General features: G+C 66.2%; 14 protein-coding genes. 9 read left to right on the top strand and 5 right to left on the bottom strand.

The features are described 5' to 3' along the window. The first annotated feature begins 137 nt into the window (after positions 1-137). Positions 138-1,706 carry an alkyl hydroperoxide reductase subunit F gene (gene ahpF, locus HMPREF3097_RS07650; protein ID WP_070761768.1) on the top strand — a complete coding sequence of 523 codons (1,569 nt, stop codon included), beginning with the start codon at positions 138-140 and terminating at the stop codon, positions 1,704-1,706. Positions 1,707-2,044: 338 nt separating this feature from the next. Here ahpF and HMPREF3097_RS07645 read toward each other — a convergent pair whose 3' ends face one another. The 3 genes from HMPREF3097_RS07645 to HMPREF3097_RS07635 all read right to left on the bottom strand — a co-directional run bounded on the left by HMPREF3097_RS07645 (position 2,045) and on the right by HMPREF3097_RS07635 (position 5,331). Further along, positions 2,045-3,865 carry a phosphoenolpyruvate carboxykinase (GTP) gene (locus HMPREF3097_RS07645; RefSeq protein ID WP_070761767.1) on the bottom strand — a complete coding sequence of 607 codons (1,821 nt, stop codon included), beginning with the start codon at positions 3,863-3,865 and terminating at the stop codon, positions 2,045-2,047. Between the two features lie 227 nt (positions 3,866-4,092). Beyond that, positions 4,093-4,473 (bottom strand): DUF6802 family protein, encoded by a 381-nt coding sequence (locus HMPREF3097_RS07640; RefSeq protein ID WP_070761766.1) that lies wholly within the window; start codon positions 4,471-4,473, stop codon positions 4,093-4,095. Positions 4,474-4,476: 3 nt separating this feature from the next. After that, complete coding sequence (locus tag HMPREF3097_RS07635; protein WP_070761765.1) at positions 4,477-5,331, bottom strand: hypothetical protein; 855 nt, start codon at positions 5,329-5,331, stop codon at positions 4,477-4,479. A 115-nt stretch (positions 5,332-5,446) separates the two neighbouring features. On the opposite strand from HMPREF3097_RS07635, the gene trmB reads away from it, so the two are divergent. The 8 genes from trmB to HMPREF3097_RS07595 all read left to right on the top strand — a co-directional run bounded on the left by trmB (position 5,447) and on the right by HMPREF3097_RS07595 (position 14,645). Next, on the top strand, positions 5,447-6,295 hold the full coding sequence (gene trmB / locus HMPREF3097_RS07630; RefSeq protein ID WP_070761764.1) for a tRNA (guanosine(46)-N7)-methyltransferase TrmB: 849 nt from the start codon (positions 5,447-5,449) through the stop codon (positions 6,293-6,295). Between the two features lie 138 nt (positions 6,296-6,433). After that, the gene (locus HMPREF3097_RS07625; protein ID WP_371260099.1) at positions 6,434-7,180 is read left to right on the top strand and encodes an NYN domain-containing protein; all 747 of its coding nucleotides are present in this window, start codon (positions 6,434-6,436) and stop codon (positions 7,178-7,180) included. Next, complete coding sequence (locus HMPREF3097_RS07620; protein WP_070761762.1) at positions 7,173-9,749, top strand: MMPL family transporter; 2,577 nt, start codon at positions 7,173-7,175, stop codon at positions 9,747-9,749. Before HMPREF3097_RS07625 ends, HMPREF3097_RS07620 begins: the two co-directional genes overlap by 8 nt. Beyond that, on the top strand, positions 9,749-10,870 hold the full coding sequence (locus HMPREF3097_RS07615) for a lysylphosphatidylglycerol synthase transmembrane domain-containing protein (protein ID WP_070761761.1): 1,122 nt from the start codon (positions 9,749-9,751) through the stop codon (positions 10,868-10,870). Before HMPREF3097_RS07620 ends, HMPREF3097_RS07615 begins: the two co-directional genes overlap by 1 nt. Before the next feature lie 9 nt (positions 10,871-10,879). After that, complete coding sequence (locus HMPREF3097_RS07610; protein ID WP_070761760.1) at positions 10,880-11,296, top strand: DUF3054 domain-containing protein; 417 nt, start codon at positions 10,880-10,882, stop codon at positions 11,294-11,296. 86 nt (positions 11,297-11,382) lie between these two features. Continuing rightward, positions 11,383-11,952 carry a DUF6230 family protein gene (locus HMPREF3097_RS07605; protein ID WP_070761759.1) on the top strand — a complete coding sequence of 190 codons (570 nt, stop codon included), beginning with the start codon at positions 11,383-11,385 and terminating at the stop codon, positions 11,950-11,952. Continuing rightward, the gene (locus HMPREF3097_RS07600; RefSeq protein ID WP_070761758.1) at positions 11,936-13,351 is read left to right on the top strand and encodes a DUF6114 domain-containing protein; all 1,416 of its coding nucleotides are present in this window, start codon (positions 11,936-11,938) and stop codon (positions 13,349-13,351) included. The genes HMPREF3097_RS07605 and HMPREF3097_RS07600 overlap by 17 nt, the downstream gene beginning before the upstream one ends. A gap of 16 nt (positions 13,352-13,367) precedes the next feature. Further along, complete coding sequence (locus HMPREF3097_RS07595) at positions 13,368-14,645, top strand: MFS transporter (protein ID WP_070758514.1); 1,278 nt, start codon at positions 13,368-13,370, stop codon at positions 14,643-14,645. Between the two features lie 135 nt (positions 14,646-14,780). Here HMPREF3097_RS07595 and HMPREF3097_RS07590 read toward each other — a convergent pair whose 3' ends face one another. Both HMPREF3097_RS07590 and HMPREF3097_RS07585 read right to left on the bottom strand, forming a co-directional pair. Further along, positions 14,781-16,508, bottom strand: a complete 1,728-nt coding sequence (locus HMPREF3097_RS07590) for an acyl-CoA synthetase (RefSeq protein WP_070758513.1) — start codon at positions 16,506-16,508, stop codon at positions 14,781-14,783. 124 nt (positions 16,509-16,632) lie between these two features. Then, entirely contained in the window at positions 16,633-18,234 is a 1,602-nt protein-coding gene (locus tag HMPREF3097_RS07585; RefSeq protein ID WP_070758512.1) for an acyl-CoA carboxylase subunit beta, read from the bottom strand. Positions 18,235-18,240: the final 6 nt, after the last annotated feature.

Below are 18,240 nucleotides of genomic sequence, written 5' to 3'. Positions count from 1 at the left end.
CGGGCTCACTGCCCGCCCGCCCTTTCCCCTTATCTGTCGCTTCGCGCCACACGCCCGAGCCACCCCATAAAGCACTCATAAATCACCGCCCATACCGGCCCCGCACTACACACACGCCTTGAAGGAGGCAGCTAACCATGGCCAAGAAGCTCCTAGACGACAACCTGAAGTCCCAGCTCAGCCAGCTGGTCGACCGCATCACCGAGAAGGTCGAGCTCGTTTACTCCCTCGACGACCGCAGCCAGTCCGCAGACCTCAAGCAGCTGCTCGAGGACATCGCGGCACTCTCCGATAACATCACCGCCCGCCAGGACGACGAGCTTCACGAGCGCAAGCCTTCCTTCACCATTCAGCGTGCAGGCAGCGACATCGGCGTGAGCTTCGCGGGCATCCCGATGGGCCACGAGTTCAGCTCCCTGGTGCTGGCGCTCCTCCAGGTCGGCGGTAACCCGATCAAGGAAGAGCAGGACCTCATCGACCAGGTCGCAGCCCTGGACGGGGACTTCGAGTTCACGACCTACATGTCCCTGACCTGCCAGAACTGCCCGACCGTGGTGCAGGCGCTGAACGCGATGTCCGTCATCAACCCGCGGATCAAGCACACCGCGGTGGAGGGCTCCCTCTTCCAGGACGAGGTCAACGAGAAGGGCATCCAGGCCGTCCCGACCGTCTACCTCAACGGCGAGGAGTTCGCCTCCGGCCGCATGGACATCCAGGACTTCGTCGCCCGCCTCGACGACGGCCACGCCGAGCGCGAGGCCGCGAAGCTCAACGAGAAGGAGCCCTACGACGTCCTCGTCGTCGGCCAGGGCCCGGCTGGTGGGACCGCCGCGATCTACGTCGCCCGCAAGGGGCTGCGCGTCGGCCTCGTCGGTGAGCGCTTCGGTGGCCAGGTGCTGGATACCCAGTCCATCGAGAACTACAGCTCCGTCCCGGAGACCGACGGTCCGACCTTCGCCGCGAACCTCGAGGCACACGTCAACGACTACGAGATCGACGTCATCAAGGCACAGTCCGCAACCGGCCTGACCCCGGGCAAGGACGGCGAGCTCAGCACCGTCCACTTCGGTGAGAACGCCTCCCTCAAGGCCCGCGAGGTCATCGTCGCCACCGGCGCGAACTGGCGCCTCATGGGTGTTCCGGGCGAGGATGAGTACCGCAACAAGGGTGTCTCCTTCTGCCCGCACTGCGACGGCCCGCTGTTCAAGGGCAAGGACATCGCCGTCATCGGTGGCGGTAACTCCGGCGTCGAGGCCGCCATCGACCTGGCCGGTGTGGTCAACCACCTCACCGTCCTGGAGTTCGCAGACACCTGCCGCGCCGACGATGTCCTCATGGACACCCTGCGCAGCCTGAAGAACGTCGACATCGTCACCTCCGCCGCGACGAAGGAGATCATCGGCGACGGCAAGGAGGTCACGGGTCTGAAGTACGAGGACCGCACCACCGGTGAGGTCAAGACCCTCGAGCTCTCCGGCCTGTTCATCCAGATCGGCCTGCTGCCGAACACCAAGTGGCTGGAGGGCTCCGGCGTGGAGCTGAACCAGATGGGCGAGATCGTCATCGACGCCAAGGGCAAGACCAACGTGCCGGGCGTCTACGGCGCTGGCGACTGCGCCACCGTGCCGTTCAAGCAGATCGTGATCGCCACGGGCACCGGTGCCACCGCCGGCCTGTCCGCCTGGGAGCACAACGCGATCGGCTAATGCTCCGCTGCTAAGCCCTACCCCGGGCTGTTAAGCATCCGCCCCGGCCCCACCGTGATGGTGGCGCCGGGGTGTTGTTCTTTCTACAGGTGGGCGTGCTGGGCTCTATCTTCGGCGTCTGGGCAGACGAGCAGCTGCAGGCGAGCGAGCAGCCGCAGGGTGGCCGTGCTGGGCTCTGTCTTCGACGACTGGGCAGACGAACATCTGCTGGCGAAGCCGCATCCAGGGGCGGTCTCGCCAAGAGCCACCGCTGTGCCCGCAGCAAGCTCTCTTGACACGAGAAAACGGCCCCCACCCAGCGGGCGGGGGCCGTCGTTCTTGCGAAGGCTTCTAGGCGCTTACTTGGCAGCCTCGATGCGCTGCTTCAGCGCCTCGTGCTGCTCCCAGACCTCGGCCGGAACCTTCGGGCCCAGGAACTTCAGCCACTCCTCGTTGGAGGCGACGTCGCGATCCCACTCCTCCGGGTGGACGCTCAGCGCCTCGCGGATGTCCTCCTCCGGCTCGGAGAGGCCCTCGGTGTCGAGGTCCTCGTAGCGAGCGGTGTAGCCAACCACGGTCTCGTCGGCCTCGACGCGGCCTTCAATGCGGTCGACGATCCACTTCAGGACGCGGGAGTTCTCGCCGAAGCCCGGCCACAGGAAGCGGCCGTCCTCGCCGCGGCGGAACCAGTTGACCAGGAAGACCTCTGGCATCTTGTCGCCGCCCTTTTCGCCCATGTTGATCCAGTGCTGCAGGTAGTCACCGGCGTTGTAGCCGATGAACGGCAGCATGGCCATCGGGTCGTGACGCAGGGAGCCCACGGCAGCCTCAGCGGCAGCAGCGGTCTGGCCGGAAGCCATCGTCGCACCGATGAAGGTGGCGTGGTTCCAGTCGCGGGCCTGGGTCACCAGCGGGACGGTGTCCGAGCGGCGGCCACCGAACAGGATCGCAGAGACCGGCACGCCGCGGTGGTCGTCGTACTCCGGTGCCGCGGTTGGGCACTGGGAGATCGGCGAGCAGTAGCGGGAATTCGGGTGAGCGGCCTTGTCCTCGGACTCCGGGGTCCACTCGTTGCCCAGCCAGTCGATGAGGTGCTCCGGCTTGTTCTCCAGGCCCTCCCACCAGACGTTCTTGTCGTCGGTCAGGCCGACGTTGGTGTACAGGGTGTTGCCCGGCTCCATGGTCTTCATCGCGACCGGGTTGGAGGCGTAGTTGGTGCCCGGTGCCACGCCGAAGAAGCCGTTCTCCGGGTTCACGGCGTACAGGCGGCCGTCCTCGCCGAAGCGCAGCCACGCGATGTCGTCACCGACGACCTCCGCTCGCCAGCCCGGGATCGTCGGCTGCAGCATCGCCAGGTTGGTCTTACCGCAGGCAGACGGGAAGGCGGCACAGATGTAGTACGCCTTATCCTCCGGGCTGATCAGCTTCAGGATCAGCATGTGCTCGGCCATCCAGCCCTCGTCGCGGCCCATGACGGTCGCGATGCGCAGGGCGTAGCACTTCTTGGCCAGGATGGCGTTGCCGCCGTAGCCGGAGCCGTAGGACCAGATCTCGCGGTCCTCCGGGAAGTGGGTGATGTACTTCGTGTCATTGCACGGCCACGGGACGTCCTTCTCGCCCGGCTCCAGCGGAGCGCCGACACTGTGCCAGCCCTTGACGAACTGACCGGTCTCGTCGATCTTCGCCAGAGCCTCTGCACCCATGCGGGTCATGATGCGCATGGACATCACGACGTAGGCGGAGTCGGTGAGCTCGATGCCCAGCTTCGGCTCCGGGTCAGAGATCGGGCCCATGCAGAACGGGACGACGTACATCGTGCGGCCGCGCATGGAGCCGGAGAAGTGCTGGCGCATCTCCTCGCGCATCTTCTCTGGCTCGACCCAGTTATTGGTCGGGCCGGCGTCCTCCTCCTTCTCGGAGCAGATGAAGGTGCGGGACTCGACGCGAGCCACGTCGGCCGGGTTGGAGCGCGCGAGGAAGCTATTCGGCTGTGCCTCCTCGTCCAGCTTGATGAGGGTGCCTCCCTCGACCAGCTGCTCGGCTAGCCGGTTCCATTCCTCGTCGGAGCCGTCACAAAATACGACGGAGTCCGGCTGGAACAGCTCTACGGATTCTTCGATCCAGTCCAGCAGCTCCTGGTTCTTGGTGGGTGCCTCGCCGACAAGCCCTCGGATGGTCATCGAATATTTTCCTAACGCTCGGCTATTTCTCTGGCTCAACACTATCGGTTCTGAGAGCGGATGTGGGGACCAGACTCACGGATCAGCCGGAATTGCCCACCTTTGTGTGGACTACTCCAACCGAGTCTGCGTCCCCTGCCCCGACGCACAGATTCGCGTCGCAGGCGCTGAGGTGCTCATTCGTGCTGATGAATGCTGATGCGCAGAGTTTTTCTTCACCCCCCACACTAGCCCCACTCCCCCCGGTCCACACATTCCCAGCGCCCGGCATCCCAGGTTTTGCTCACCTCATTGGGGGTGGATTCGGCCACCCCCTCCACAGGCTCACTCACTTGTTGCCCGTTTTCTTTCGCATCCGCCGCCCCATCAGGACGCCAGGCTGTCCACTTGCCGTCGTAGGAGACGTTGCTGACGTAGTCCACGTGCCCGTCGCCGTCCAGGTCAGAGACCGTGGTGACGCCGTCCTCGCCGGTGAATGTCGCGGAGCCTAAGCCCTGCGGATTGGGGATGGCATACTCCGAGCCCCCAACGGAGAAGACCATGTCCTGCGCCCCCGCAGTTCCCGGCTCCGCCGGCAGGTGGGAAAAGATATCGCCAAGAAAATCCATGCTCTATGCCCCCGTTCGCAGCGTCAGCTGCTCAGCCACCCGCGGAATGTTCATGCGGGTGATCGTCTCTGTAACTTGTGCGCTCCAGGCTTCCTGGAGCATGCGGAAGTCCGCCTCTCGTTGAGCCTGGTCGATAGCCCGCTGCTGCGCGCTGAGCCGGAACCATCCCAGCGCGACCGCCGCGAGCAGCCCCAGACTAAGCCCCAACCACGGGTAGCCCGCCAGCCGACCCACCGCGAACAGCAGGCCGACCGCGCCCAGCACCCCAACTGCCAGGGTGGCTAGTTGCGCGGCCCGGCCGGGCACCTCCACCGGCTTGGCGGCCGGCGGAAGCGCGGTATCCACCGGCGGGCACAAAATCCCCTGACTCAGCACCGCCACGCGCAGCTCCGCCAGGAATCGCCGGTGAGCCAGCTCGCGGCCGCCCGAGCCAGCTTCCCCCAGGTCTGCGGCGGAGCACCCCTCTCGGATGAAGCGCTGCATCCGCAGCCGGATCGCCACGCGGACCTGTTCGAGGCGCTGTTGATCCGCCCGGCGCGCCGCCAGCTCCCACTGCTTGGCGTCCACGTAGAGCCGGTCGATCAACCGCTGTAGGCCGGCGATGTCCTGGGAGCCAAGAACATGGACCCCTGGGATGTTGGGCCAGCGGTGGTCGCTGAGCACCGCGACCACCCCGATGTTGCGGGCGACCGCCTGGACGATCTCCACGGCCTCCTCGGTGGGTTCCCCCGCGACAGCGACGACCCCGTCGATGTCCTTCCCAGGCCCCGCCCCCGGCACCGCCCGCACCCCGGTGAGCTGCTCGGCGACCTTCTTCGCCTCGGCCTCGTCTGGGCCGATCACGGCAATAGTCTTCATCTTTCCCCCATTTCCCCGGGCTTGTCCCGGGCTCTCCCCCATCGCCTTAGGCCCCGGGCGGCGTACCCCACGCCGAAACTCCCGGAAAACCAGACCATCTGCAAGAATGATGACGATGACTAGCTCCAATAATTCCCCACAGGACGACCACCAGCAAGCCCTTTCAGAAGAAAACTCCGCACCGGCGCCGGAAGTTACCGGAGGCACCGGCAGGCGCCCACTTCAGACGGTGTTCAACGACGGCCGCGACTACCCACGGCTATCCAGCTTCGCCTTCCGCCGCGGCACGCTCACCGATAACCAGGAGGCCACCTGGGAAGCCAACTGGCCGCGCCTGGGCAAGGAGCTCGACGAGCAGGTCAACGAGCAGTACATCGACCTGGATGAATGGTTCGGCCGCCATGCAGACACGATCGTGGAGATCGGCTCCGGCACCGGCACCTCCACCGCCGCAATGGCCCCGCTGGAGACCGATAAGAATATCGTCGCCGTCGAGCTCTACCGTCCCGGCCTGGCCAAGCTCGTCGGCGCGGTGAGCCGCGAGGGCATCGAGAACATCCGCATGATCAAGGGCGACGGCGTGGAGGTGCTGCAGCGCATGTTCCGCCCCGAGTCCCTGGCCGGGGTGCGCATCTTCTTCCCGGACCCGTGGCCCAAGGCCCGCCACCACAAGCGCCGCATCGTGCAGACCGGCACGCTGCACCTCATCGCCAGCCGGCTGCGCCCGGGCGGCATCCTGCACGTCGCCACCGACCACGCGGACTACGCCGAGTGGATCGACGAGCTCGTGAACGCCGAACCGCAGCTCGAATACCTGGGCTGGCCCGAGGAGCTCGCCAGCGGCGCGGACGACGGGCGTGGCCACCTCGGCCAGTTGGTGGACCGCCAGCTGCTGACGAAGTTTGAGGACAAGGGCCTGCGCAAGGAGCACACTATTAAGGAATACCTGTGGACGAAGAAGTAGCCGCTCGTTAGTCTTCCCTGGGAAATAGCTCCTAGGGACGCGGGGTAACCGGTGGTAGTTTGGATTGATCCCTATTCCAGATTTTTCTTAAGTGGTTTTCTCACCGCTGACAACGTTTCATCACAATTTATCCCGCATATGACTAGTCCTTCTTCTTCCGGTGCCGGCACCACCGTCGGGGAGCAGCATCGCTCCTACGGTTCCGCCACCGAGACCCGCCCCACCCTGCTGCTGGTGTGGGACGCCCCGAATATCGACATGGGGCTGGGCGCGATCCTGGGGGCTCGCCCCACCGCCGCCCACCGTCCCCGCTTCGACGCGGTGGGCCGCTGGGTCATCGACGAAACCGAGCAGCTCAACGAGGACTTCGGGCTCAGCGGTGAGGAGCTGATCGAGCCCGAAGCGACCGTCTTCACGAACATCACCCCCGGCGGCGCTGACGTCGTCCGTCCCTGGGTGGAAGCCCTGCGCAACGTGGGCTTCGCCGTCTTCGCCAAGCCCAAGATCACCGAGGATTCGGACGTCGACGCCGACATGCTGGAGCTCATCCGTCGCCGTCACTCGGAGGGCGTTCTCGACGGGCTGATCGTCGCCAGCGCGGATGGCCAGAACTTCCGGGAGACCCTGGAGGAGCTCTCCGAGGACATCCCCGTCACCGTCATCGGCTTCCGGGAGCATGTCGCCTGGGTGCTGGGCAACGAGAAGCTGCGTTTCGTGGACCTGGAGGATATCCCCGGGGTCTTCCGCGAACCGCTGCCGCGCGTGAGCCTGGACAACCTGCCGGACGAGGGCGCTTGGCTGCAGCCTTTCCGCCCGCTGACTGCGCTTGCCGAGCGCAGGGACAACAACCACCACAACCCTTCGGAGAACAACTTCCATGTTTAGCGCTTGGGGAAATTTCGCCTACCGTTTCCGCCGGGTCATCCCGCTGGTCATCATCGCGGCCGTGCTCGCGCTCTTCGCGACCGTGGGCACGCAGCTGGACGACCGGCTGAGCCAGGAGGGTTGGGACGACCCCGGCTCGCAGTCCACCCGGGCGAAGGAGATCGAGGAGGAGATCTTCGGTCGCGATGACTCGGGCGACGTGATTCTGCTGGTCACGGGCGACAAGCCGCAGTCGGTGACCACCCCGGAGGTCAAGGAATCGCTAACGAAGCAGCTGACCGCCCTGGAGGAGAAGTACCCGGATAACATCCGCACGATCAACTCCTACTGGGCCAACGGGCCACGCCAAATGGCCACCCCGGAGGGCGACGCCGCCTTCGCTTCCCTGGCGATGAAGGGTGAGGACGAGGACGTCCTGAACAACCTGCGCGCCATCGAGGATGACCTGGCCAAGATCGAGGTGCCGGGACTGAAGACGGAGATCGCGGGCCAGACCGCGGTGGCCGGGGCACTGGATTCGGGCATGTCCCGGGATATCTCCCGCGCCGAGATCTACGCCCTGCCGGCGGTCGGTGTGCTGCTGCTCATCGTCTTCGGTGGCGTGATCGCCGCGCTGATGCCGCTGCTGGTGGGCGTACTCTCCATCCTCGGTTCCCTGGGCGTGCTCTCACTGCTTGCGGCGACCACGCAGATCAACGTCTTCGCGATCTCCGTCGTCACCCTGCTGGGTCTGGGCCTGGCGATCGACTACGGCCTGTTCATGGTCTCCCGCTTCCGCGAGGAGCTCGCCGAGGGCAGCGACGTTCCCACCGCGGTGCGAAACACCACCGCGACGGCCGGCAAGACGGTGGTCTTCTCCGCAGCGATGGTGGCCGTCGCGCTCTCCGGCCTGCTGATCTTCCCGCAGGCCTTCCTGAAGTCCGTGGCCTTCGGCGCGATGAGCGCGGTCGGCCTGGCTGCGCTGCTCTCCGTGATGGTGCTGCCGAGCATCTTCGGCATGCTGGGCCACAACATCGATAAGTGGGCGGTGCGCAAGCACAAGACCCGCACCCGCGACGAGCAGATCAACACCATCTGGGGTCGCATCCCGGCCTTCGCGATGCGCCACTCCAAGGCCGTGACCTTCCTGCTGGTCGCGCTGCTGCTGGCCCTGACCGCCCCGATGGCTGGCATCAAGTTCGGCGGAATCAACGAGACCTACCTGCCGCCGAACGAGACCACTCGTGTGGCGCAGAATAACTTCGACGAGAAGTTCCCGGCCTTCCGCACCGACCCGATCAAGCTCGTCATTCAGGGCGATCAGCAGGCGGTGGCCCAGGTCTACCGGGAGGCCAACGACATCACCGGGCTGACTGGTCCGTTCCGTGTCACGCAGCCGACGAAGGACGACACGACGGTGCTGTCCACCGGCATCGCCGACCGCGATGACTACAAGCGCATCGTCGAGGAGCTGGAGGACCTGAATGCCGAGGGCGCCGAGGTTCTGGTCGCCGGCACTCCGGCCATGGAGCAGGAGTCCATCCAGGCCCTGTTCGACAAGCTGCCGTGGATGATGCTCTACATCGTGGTGGTCAGTTTCGTGCTCATGGCGCTGGTCTTCGGCTCGCTGATCATCCCGGCGAAGGCCGTGATCATGAACGTGCTGGGCATCGGCGCGACCCTGGGCGTGCTGACCCTGCTCTTCGTCGACGGTGTGGGCGCGGACCTGTTCAACTTCACCCCGGGCCCACTGATGAGCCCGATCCTGGTGCTCATCGTGGCAATCCTCTTTGGCTTGTCCACGGACTACGAGGTCTTCCTAGTCTCCCGCATGGTGGAGGCCCGCTCCCACGGGGAGAGCACCGACCGTTCGATCCGCTTCGGCGTGGCGAATACCGGCGGCATCATCACCGCCGCCGCCCTGATCATGATCGTGGTCGCGGGCGCCTTCGGATTCTCGGACATCGTGATGATGAAGTACATCGCCTACGGCATGATCACGGCCCTGATTTTGGACGCCACCGTCATCCGCCTGTTGCTGGTTCCGGCCGTGATGCACATGCTGCGCGAGGACAACTGGTGGGCACCCCGCTGGGTACAGCGGCTGTCCGAGAAGGTTGGCCACAACGAGCAGCTGGCTGATTCCCCGGTCGCCGTGGGCGCCGCCGAGCCGGCCCTGGTGGGTGCTGGCACACCGGCGGCGGCCGGCGCCACTGCCACGACCGGTGGGGCCGCCACCGAGACCGCCCCGGAGCACGCCGGCCAGCGGGAGCCCCTGCCGGAACCGCTCCCCGAGGCTCACGCCGAAGATGAGCACGAGGACGTGGACGTCGACGATGAGCGCACCGAGGATGCCGGCCTCGCGGACAACGTCGAAGCTGCGGACGAGGACCACGCGGAGGACACAGACGACGAGGGCGACGTCGACACAGACAACGAGGCTGCTGCTGAGCTGACTGTTGAACCAGAGGCTGAGGATGCCGGGCAGCGTGGGCGCACCGTACCCTTCGAGAAACTCATGGCGGAGCTGAGACGTCGTGAGGAGGGGCACCGTGAAGAGGGGTGCCGCGAGGAGGGGCGCCAGGACTAGTGCTCGCCAAGACCTCCGCTTTCTTTCGCTCCCCCCTCACCCGGATCGCCATCTCGCTGGCGGTGCTCGCCGCCATCGCGTTCATGGCGCACCGCCACTTCGGCTTCCTGGAAAACGGGTGGGAGGAGCTGAAGGCTGCCGATAACCGCTGGCTGCTGCTCGCCGCCGTGACCGTCCTGCTGTCGATGTTCGCGCAGGCGGAGGTCATGGTCGTGCTGCTGCGCTCGGCGGGTATCAAGGTCCGGCGCCTCTCAGCCAACGTGCTGGGGCTGGTCGCGAATGCCTGGTCCGCATCCCTCCCCGGCGGGCCCGCCATCTCTGTGGCGATGATCTTCCGGGAGCAGCTGAAGTGGGGTGCGACCCCGGTGATCGCCAGCTGGTACATGGTCTTCTCCGGCCTGCTCGCGGGCGCGGGCATGGCTTTGCTGGGGATCGGCTCGGTCTTCTTCCTCGGGCTGAAGGTCAACCCACTCACGTTGGCTGTCTCGCTTGTGGTGTTGGTGGTGTTGGCGTCCTTAACGAATTGGGCCGCTCGCAACCCCAAGAAGGTGGAGGACTGGCTGATCGCCCGACTGCGGGCTTTCAACCGCTGGCGCAAGAAGCCGGAAGATCGGCACGTGGAGCAGCTCGCGGGCTTCTCCGAGCAGCTTGCGACGGTGGAGCTGCCGCTGCCGAAGCTCGCGCTGGCGATTAACTGGTCCCTGCTGAACTGGATCCTGGAGATCATTTGCCTGTTGGCCTGCACCTACGCGGTGGGGGCGAAGGCGCCGATCGCCGGGGTGGTGCTGAGCTTCATCTCCGCCAAGTTGGTCGGGCAGGCGCAGATCACCCCGGGCGGGCTGGGTCCGGTGGACATCATGCTGACCACGACCCTCGTGGGGGTTGCGGGGCTGACCTCCGGGCAGGCCTTCGCCGCCGTGATTGTCTTCCGCATGTTCAGCTTCGTCGGCCTCGTGGGTTTGGGCTGGTTCACCTTCCTCGTGGCGAAGCTGCCCAACCCCCGCGAGCTGGCACCGGGTTCTGAGGCCGACGCCTCGAAGGCAGCCGCTGAGGCCGCCCCGAGTACAGGCTCGAAGACCTCCCCCGAAGCGCCCAAGAACCCCGGCCCCACCTCCGGCTAAGCTGAGGGCATGTCTACTGCCCCGCACAACGCTGCTGCCCCCACCACCACGGCGCCGACCTCCGGCGCTCTCGCGCCCGCACTGGATCTTCTGGCGCTGCTGATCTTCGCGCTGCTCGCGCGCCTGGCCCACGACGACGGCTCGGGCTTCAGCGTCCTGCGCTGGCTGGACACCGCCTGGCCCTTCATGCTGGGGGCGGCGATCGTCTGGGGCATCCTGCTCGCCACGGGTGCCCGCGCCGCCGGCCGGGCACTGCGCACCGGGGTATTCGTGTGGCTGGGCAGCCTCATCGTCGGGCTGGGTATTTGGGGTGTCCGCAACTCGGCGATCCCGCACTGGTCCTTCATCCTGGTGGCCACTGTGATGTCCGCGCTGCTGCTCTTCGGTTGGCGCGGAATCGCCCAGCTCCGGGCGCGAAAGAGCTAAACCTCCCCAGCCGCCTGACACTTTTTTTGAAGAATTTTTACGAAGTTTGCACGAAACTTAGTTTTGCGCGCCTAGTATTCTGTGACATGGGACACACAAGGAAACTTCGATTCGCAGGAATTCTGGGTGTCGGCCTGCTGGCATCCGGGGGAATGGGCGTCGCCATGGCCGAAGGCGGGATCTCCGCCAACTTGGCGCTGTCCAACACGATCTTCAACATGGACGTCGGCGGTCTGGACGCGGACGGCTTCTCCCTCTTCGTCGATTCCGACAAGCTGGCCAATGGCGAGGAGACGGTCTCCCGCATCAAGATGACCAAGGCCCGCGTGTCCGACGTGTGCATGTCCGCACCGATCAAGGTGCCGGGTATTGGGGAGAAAAAGTTCCAGATGCTCGTGCCGGGCCAGAACATGGAAGCCGAGAACATGATCATCGGCGCCCCTGATCTGAGCGGTGGCATGACTCTGGTCAAGCCACAGATCGGCATCGATGCGAGCCAGGTCGACAAGAATGCCGCTCCCGGTGCGTGGGGTATCGCGGCCGAGAAGCTCATCTCCGATGGGCAGACCATGCACGCCTCCTCCCTGTCCGCAGATCAGCTGACCGCGGCGGGAAGCAAGATCACGCTGGAGAATCCAGATGACGCAGAGTGCTAACGGTGCAGCGGCGGAGGCGGCAGCCACCGACGCGGCGAGCACCGGTGGCACCCCCGCAGCCGAGAACGCGGATACCCAAGAGCTGTCGACCACTTCAGACGCGGACGCAGACGCGGTCGCAGGTGACGAAGGTACCGAAGGTGACGAGGCCACGGAAGGCCAGCGCCGTTCCAGCTTTGCCCAGTGGCGGCGCAGCCGCCCCTTCTTCGCCGGGCTGCTGATGCTGCTGGGCGGGGTCGTGATCCTCACCCCGGCGTACCTCTCGCTGGAGGTCTCGAACATCATCATCCAGGTCTCGACGATCTCCGGGGTGTCCACCTTCATCATCGGTGCCCTGCTGATCGCCTGCGGCCTGATGACGTGGTTCGGGGGCGGCAGCCGCATCCTCACCGGCGTGGCTGGCATCATCCTGGGCATCGTCGCGCTGCCGACGTCCAACTTCGGTGGCTTCGTGCTCGGCACCCTGCTGGCCCTGGTGGGCGGCGCCCTGGCACTGTCCTGGACGGAATCCTCCAAGGAGGAACTCGCCGCGCAGCGGGAGGCCAAGAAGCAGCAGAAGACGGATCGGGCCACCACCGAGTCGAGCAAGACCTCCGGGGCCAGCAATTCCACCGCTGTTGCGGTTCTCGCAGCCGTCACCGCGACCGGACTGGCCGCGGGTCTGACTGCCACGGCGGGAGCGCCACCGGCGCAGGCGCAGCTGGAGCTGCCAAAGTTCCCGGATCTGCCGGGCACGCCCAAGGCCCCGGGGGCGGCGAAGCCCCCGGCACAGCAACGGCCTGCCGCGCCCAAGCTGCCGGAAATCCCAAAACTCCCTGATCCCCCCAAGCTGCCTGACCTCCCGAAGCTGGGAGAGGCGCCCAAGCTCCCGGAGATCCCGGAGGAATACGAGATGGATCTCACTCCCCCAGCCCCCATCGAGGGACTGCGGGGAATCCCGGGGAACACCTTCCAGATCACGACCGACTCCACCTCGCTGCTGGGCAACATGAAGCTCTCCCTGATCACGCTGGAGACCCAGCAGGGGCCGAAGCCGGCACTGCGCATCGACGCGGACAAGGCCGTCCTGCAGAACCTGGCCATGGAGATGCCCGGCCAGACCGCTGGCCCGATCTGGCAGCGCACCGGCCCCGGCAAGACCAGCGTGCTGAGCGGCAACTTCCACATCATCGTGAGCAAGCTGACCATCACCCCGGAGATCGCCGGGGTGAAGACAATCCCGATCACCATCGACGCCTCCTGGGCGCCGGAAGAGATCAAGAAGGAAGCCGCGAAGATGGGGCTCGGCCAGCCCGACGCGCTCTCCGAGAAGCTGCGGATGCTGGACGGCACCATGGAGGCCTACGTGGTCTCCTCGGACCGCATCGACCTACCCAAGGGCACGTCGCTAGCCCCCTAAGTGCATAATTAGTGGCATGAGCCACACAGAGAATCACGCAGCGGAGGACGTGGAGCCAGAAACGACGGCGTCGGCCGCCCGGGAGGGGACGGCCGGCGCCGCTGGCGTATCTAGGGGGCTCACACCAACCGATCCGGGCTACAAGAGGGCACTGATCGGCGCGCTTTTCGCCGGTCTGGCGTCCTTCAACGCCATGTACGTCACCCAGGCGGTGCTGCCGAGCATCACCGCGGACTTTGGCATCAGCCCCACCGTCGCCGCGCTCTCCGTCTCGGCGACGACGGGCGCGCTCGCGCTGTCCGTCATCCCCGTCGGCATCCTCTCCGAGCGGCTGGGGCGCTACCGCATCCTGCAGATCAGCGTCATGGCCGCCACCTTCCTGAGTCTGCTGGTGGCCATCGCGCCAGGGGTCGGCTCGCTGCTGCTCATGCGCGCCCTGCAGGGCGTGGCGGTGGCCGGCGTGCCCGCGGTGATCATGACCTACCTCGCCGAGGAGATCGACGCCCAACACCTGCCGCGGGTGATGGGCTTCTATATTTCCGGCACGAGCATCGGCGGCCTCTTCGGCCGCCTCATTCCCGGCGCGGTGCTGGAATTCGCGGACTGGCGCGTCGCGGTGCTGACCTCGGGTGGGGTCTCCGTCCTCATCGGCCTGGCGATGCTGGTGCTGCTGCCTCCCTCGCAGAACTTCCGGCCAAAGAAGATCACCGTCTCCCACGAGCTCGCCGCCTTCGCGGGCCACTTCCGCTCGCCGGTGCTGCTCGGGCTGTTCGTGCTGCCCTTCCTGCTGATGGGCGCCTTCGTCTCCCTGTACAACTACCTGGGCTTCCACCTGATCGGCGAGTACGGGCTACCAGAATCACTGGCCGCCGCGGTCTTCGTCATCTACCTTTCCGGCACCTGGTCCTCCGCCCGGGCGGGTCGGGCCGTGCAGGCCTACGGCCAGGGCCGGGTGCTCACCGTCGCGATGGTGCTGGCACTGGCCGGTTTGTTGCTGATGTTTATCCCGACGGTCTGGCTCACCGTCACCGGCGCGCTGCTGTTCACCGCCGCATTTTTCGCCTGCCACTCCGTGGCCAGCGGCTGGGTGAGCGCGGCGGCAAAGAAGGACCGCGCCGAGGCCTCCAGCACCTATGTGCTGAGCTACTACCTGGGTTCCTCCCTGCTGGGCGCGCTCTCGGGCCAGTTCTTCGACATCAGCTGGGCGGCGCTGCTCGCCTGGCTCACCGGGCTCTATGTGCTGGCACTGCTCATCACGCTCTTCGTGCACCGCAAGGCCAAGCAGCAGGGCTAACCCCGGGAACGCCCCCGCACGGGCGCGGATCACGCACGCCCCAGGCGCACACGCCTCACGCACGCCCCCCGCACAGGCCCACGCCGACGCGCCCCCAGGAAGCGCACCCCAGCGCACCTGGGCCGCTAGCGCGAGCTAGGGCTCGCCGTGAATGCGGGAATCCGGAAGTTGGCGCGGCATGACCTTGCCGGTCGGGTTGTACGGCAGCTCGTCGACGAAGACGACATCCCGGGGCACGGAGTGCTCGGCGAGCTTCTCCAGGACCCAGTCCTGAACGGCCTTCTTCGTGAGGCGCCGGCCGGTCTCGTCGTCCTCCCGAACAATCCACACAGCCAGGCGTGCGAAGGTGTCCTCGTCCTCCACACCCTTGACGAAGAGGTCGCGGATTCCCGGCATGGGCTCCAGCACCTCGGTGACGGACTTCGGGTAGACGTTCTCGCCGCCGACGATGATCATGTCGTCGTTGCGGCCCAGGACGTAGAGGCGGCCGTCCTCGGTGAGGTAGCCCTTGTCGCCGATCTCCAGCAGGCCCTTTTCGATCACCATCTTGTCGCGGGCGTTGGTGTACTGCTTCATCGTCATCGCGCCGCGGCAGAAGATGCGGCCGACCTGGCCCGGGGGCAGCTCGTTGCCGTCCTCGTCCAAAATCTTGATGCGCACGCCGGTGACGGCGCGGCCCGCGAGCTTCGGGTCCTCTGCCAGCTCCTCCGGGGTGGTCATCACGCAGGAGGAGGCCTCGGTGGAGCCGTAGAAGTTCGCCAGCACCGGCCCGAACTTCGCCTGGACCGCGCGGATGAAGTCCGGGGTCATCGCGTGGCCGGAGGAGATGATCATCTTCACGCGGGAGACGTCGTAGTCCCCCTCCTCGGCGACCCGCAGCTGTTCCTTGAGGAAGATCGGCGAGGTGATGATGCCCTCGACCTGGTAGTTCACCAGGTCCTCCATCGCCTGCTTCGGGTCGAAGATACGGCGCAGCACCACGGTCGCGCGGTGGGCGATGATGAGGTTGATGTTCGCCCAGCCCCAGGAGTGGAACATGGAGGCGGACATCTGCAGCATCATGTTCTTGCGCCACGGCACGCGGGTGACCAGCGCGCGCAGCGGGGTCGGGATCAGCGGCTCCCGGATGGCCACGCCCTTCGGCGTGCCGGAGGTGCCGGAGGACATGATGATGATGTGGTCGCGCTTCGGGAACAGCGGCAGCTTCTCTGCTTCCGCGCTCGGAGCGGTATCGATGAGTTGCTGGAAGGTCGGCCAGGAGGCGTCGCGCACCTTCGGGTTGCCGAGGTCCTCGGCGTGCCCGATGATGATCTCGCAGCCGCCGAGGTCCTCCGGCAGGCGCTCGGCGAATTCCTCGTCGATGTACAGCAGGTCCAGGTCGTGTTCCACCAGGGACTTAGCTAGCTGTTCCGGGGAGCTGCCGATATTCAGCAGGAAGATCTTGGTGCCGATGAAGCCCTTGGCGCCGATGGCGTAGATGATCGCGCGGCTATTGCGGCACATCACGCCGACCCGGGCACCGGAGCTCACGCCGCGGCGCTGCAGGGAGCGGGCCAGGGCCTGGACGTCATCCAGCATCTCACGGTAGGTGCGCTGCCCCATGTCGTCGATGAAGGCCAGCTGATCTGGGGCGTGGAAGGCCGCGTAGCGCATCTGGCGGGCGGTGCTGAAGCCGTAGCGGGCGATGCCCTCCAGGAAGGCGAGCTGGCCACGCACGCCGCCTCCCTTGGCGACGATGTCGGAGCGCAGCACCGGGATCAGCCCGCGCCCCACGGCGGAGACCTCGGTGGCGAGGCCCTCTGCCGAGTACTTGAGGCTATTGGCGAGCTTCTTGATCTGGCTCAGCGGCGACTGCGTCGTCATATACTTCCCATCTTGTTGGCCGGTTGTTTGGACCCAAAAATTACTATGGATATTACGCCGAAAACAACACGAGCGCGGCGGAACTCGAGAGAATCCGCCACGCTGTGTGTGCTCACCGATGCGGCTACATCGGCAGAATCGTGTGCTTCTTCTTTTCCCTCGGAGTGCGCTTGTGCGCCAGCTGGCGCAGCGCCTGACGCAGCTGCACGCGGGTGTCCTCTGGGGAGATGATCGCGTCCACGTAGCCCCGCTCCGCGGATACATAGGGGCTGGTCATGTTGGCGTTGTAGAAGTCCATGAACATCTTCTTCGCCACCACCCGCTTTTCCGGCGGCATCGCGGCCAGTTCCTTGCCCTTCATCATGACGACGGCGGCCTCCGCGCCCATCACCGCGATCTGCGCGGTCGGCCACGCGAGGTTCACATCCGCCGTGAGGTTCTTCGAACCCATGACGGCGTAACCGCCGCCGAACGCCTTGCGCACCACCACGGTGACCTTCGGCACCGTCGCGTCGGCCAGGGCGAAGCCCAGGTGCGCACCACGGTGGATCAGGCCGACCTTCTCCTGCTCCGCGCCCGGCAGGTAGCCGGGGGTGTCCACGACGAAGACGAGCGGGATGTTGTAGGCATTGTTGATGCGGATGAAGCGGGAGGCCTTGTCCGCGGCCTCAGCATCCAGGCAGCCGGCCAGCACCATCGGCTGGTTCGCGATCACGCCGACCGTCTGCCCGTCGATGCGCGCGTAGGCGGTGATGACGTTGGCGCCGTAGTCGCCCTGCACCTCGAGGACGTTCTCGTCGTCGAAGATGCGGGTCAGCACATCCATCATGTCGTAACCGGCGTTCGGGTCGTCCGGGATGATGGAGTTCAGTTCCTTATCCCGCTCCGTCAGGGAGTCGTTCGGCGCCCAGTACTGTGGCAGTTCGTCGAAGGCCGAGGAGGGCAGGAAGTCCAGCAGGTCCTTGACGTAGTTGAAGGCCTCCTCCTCGGTGGCGGCGACGTAGCTGATGTTGCCGTTGCGGGCCTGCTGGCGCGCCCCGCCCAGCTCCTCCATGGAGACCTTCTCGCCGGTCACGGACTCGATGACGGCCGGGCCGGTGACGAACATCTGGGTGCGGCCGTCCACGGCGATGAGGAAGTCCGTCGTCACGGGGGCGTAGACCGCTCCACCTGCGGAGGGGCCCAGGAGGATGGAGATCTGCGGGCTCTGGCCGGAGAGCGGAACCTGGCGGCGTGCGATCTCGGAGTACATGGCCAGGGAGGTCACGGCGTCCTGAATGCGGGCGCCGCCGGAGTCGTTGATACCGATGACCGGGATACCGACGCGGGTGGCCATGTCCATGACCTCGGTGACCTTCTTGCCGAAGGTCTCGCCCACGGAGCCGCCGAAAACGGACTTGTCGTGGGCATAGATCGCGACGGGGCGGCCGCCGATGCGGCCGTAGCCGGTGACCACACCGTCGCCGTAGGGGGCACTCGGGTCGCCCGGGGCCTGGCCGAGGGCACCGATCTCGGTGAAGGAACCCTCGTCGAGGAGGGCGTCGATGCGCTGGCGCGGGGTGGTGAGCCCAGCGGCGTCGCGCTTGGCCTTCGCCGACTCGGAGCCCGGGTCCTGCGCCAGCTCGAGCCGGCGCTGCAGATCCTTCAGCTTCGCGGACACGCTGCTGTCCGCTGGAGCAGTATCTTCACCCTGCGGGTTGGCCTGGTCAGCAGAGTCTTCAGACACGTCGGG

The organism is Corynebacterium sp. HMSC27B11 (assembly GCF_001815985.1).
Taxonomy (GTDB): domain Bacteria; phylum Actinomycetota; class Actinomycetes; order Mycobacteriales; family Mycobacteriaceae; genus Corynebacterium.
The sequence above is the reverse complement of the archived record's forward strand: the minus strand, read 5'-3'. Positions and strand labels throughout refer to the sequence as shown.

Bases quoted from the DNA above. Each gene is read 5' to 3' on its own strand.
- HMPREF3097_RS07595 (WP_070758514.1), top strand. From the start codon at position 13,368: ATGAGCCACACAGAGAATCACGCAGCGGAGGACGTGGAGCCAGAAACG.
- HMPREF3097_RS07605 (WP_070761759.1), top strand. From the start codon at position 11,383: ATGGGACACACAAGGAAACTTCGATTCGCAGGAATTCTGGGTGTCGGC.
- HMPREF3097_RS07640 (WP_070761766.1), bottom strand. From the start codon at position 4,473: ATGGATTTTCTTGGCGATATCTTTTCCCACCTGCCGGCGGAGCCGGGA.
- HMPREF3097_RS07610 (WP_070761760.1), top strand. From the start codon at position 10,880: ATGTCTACTGCCCCGCACAACGCTGCTGCCCCCACCACCACGGCGCCG.
- HMPREF3097_RS07590 (WP_070758513.1), bottom strand. From the start codon at position 16,508: ATGACGACGCAGTCGCCGCTGAGCCAGATCAAGAAGCTCGCCAATAGC.
- HMPREF3097_RS07645 (WP_070761767.1), bottom strand. From the start codon at position 3,865: ATGACCATCCGAGGGCTTGTCGGCGAGGCACCCACCAAGAACCAGGAG.
- HMPREF3097_RS07600 (WP_070761758.1), top strand. From the start codon at position 11,936: ATGACGCAGAGTGCTAACGGTGCAGCGGCGGAGGCGGCAGCCACCGAC.
- trmB (WP_070761764.1), top strand. From the start codon at position 5,447: ATGACTAGCTCCAATAATTCCCCACAGGACGACCACCAGCAAGCCCTT.
- HMPREF3097_RS07635 (WP_070761765.1), bottom strand. From the start codon at position 5,331: ATGAAGACTATTGCCGTGATCGGCCCAGACGAGGCCGAGGCGAAGAAG.
- HMPREF3097_RS07625 (WP_371260099.1), top strand. From the start codon at position 6,434: ATGACTAGTCCTTCTTCTTCCGGTGCCGGCACCACCGTCGGGGAGCAG.
- ahpF (WP_070761768.1), top strand. From the start codon at position 138: ATGGCCAAGAAGCTCCTAGACGACAACCTGAAGTCCCAGCTCAGCCAG.
- HMPREF3097_RS07620 (WP_070761762.1), top strand. From the start codon at position 7,173: ATGTTTAGCGCTTGGGGAAATTTCGCCTACCGTTTCCGCCGGGTCATC.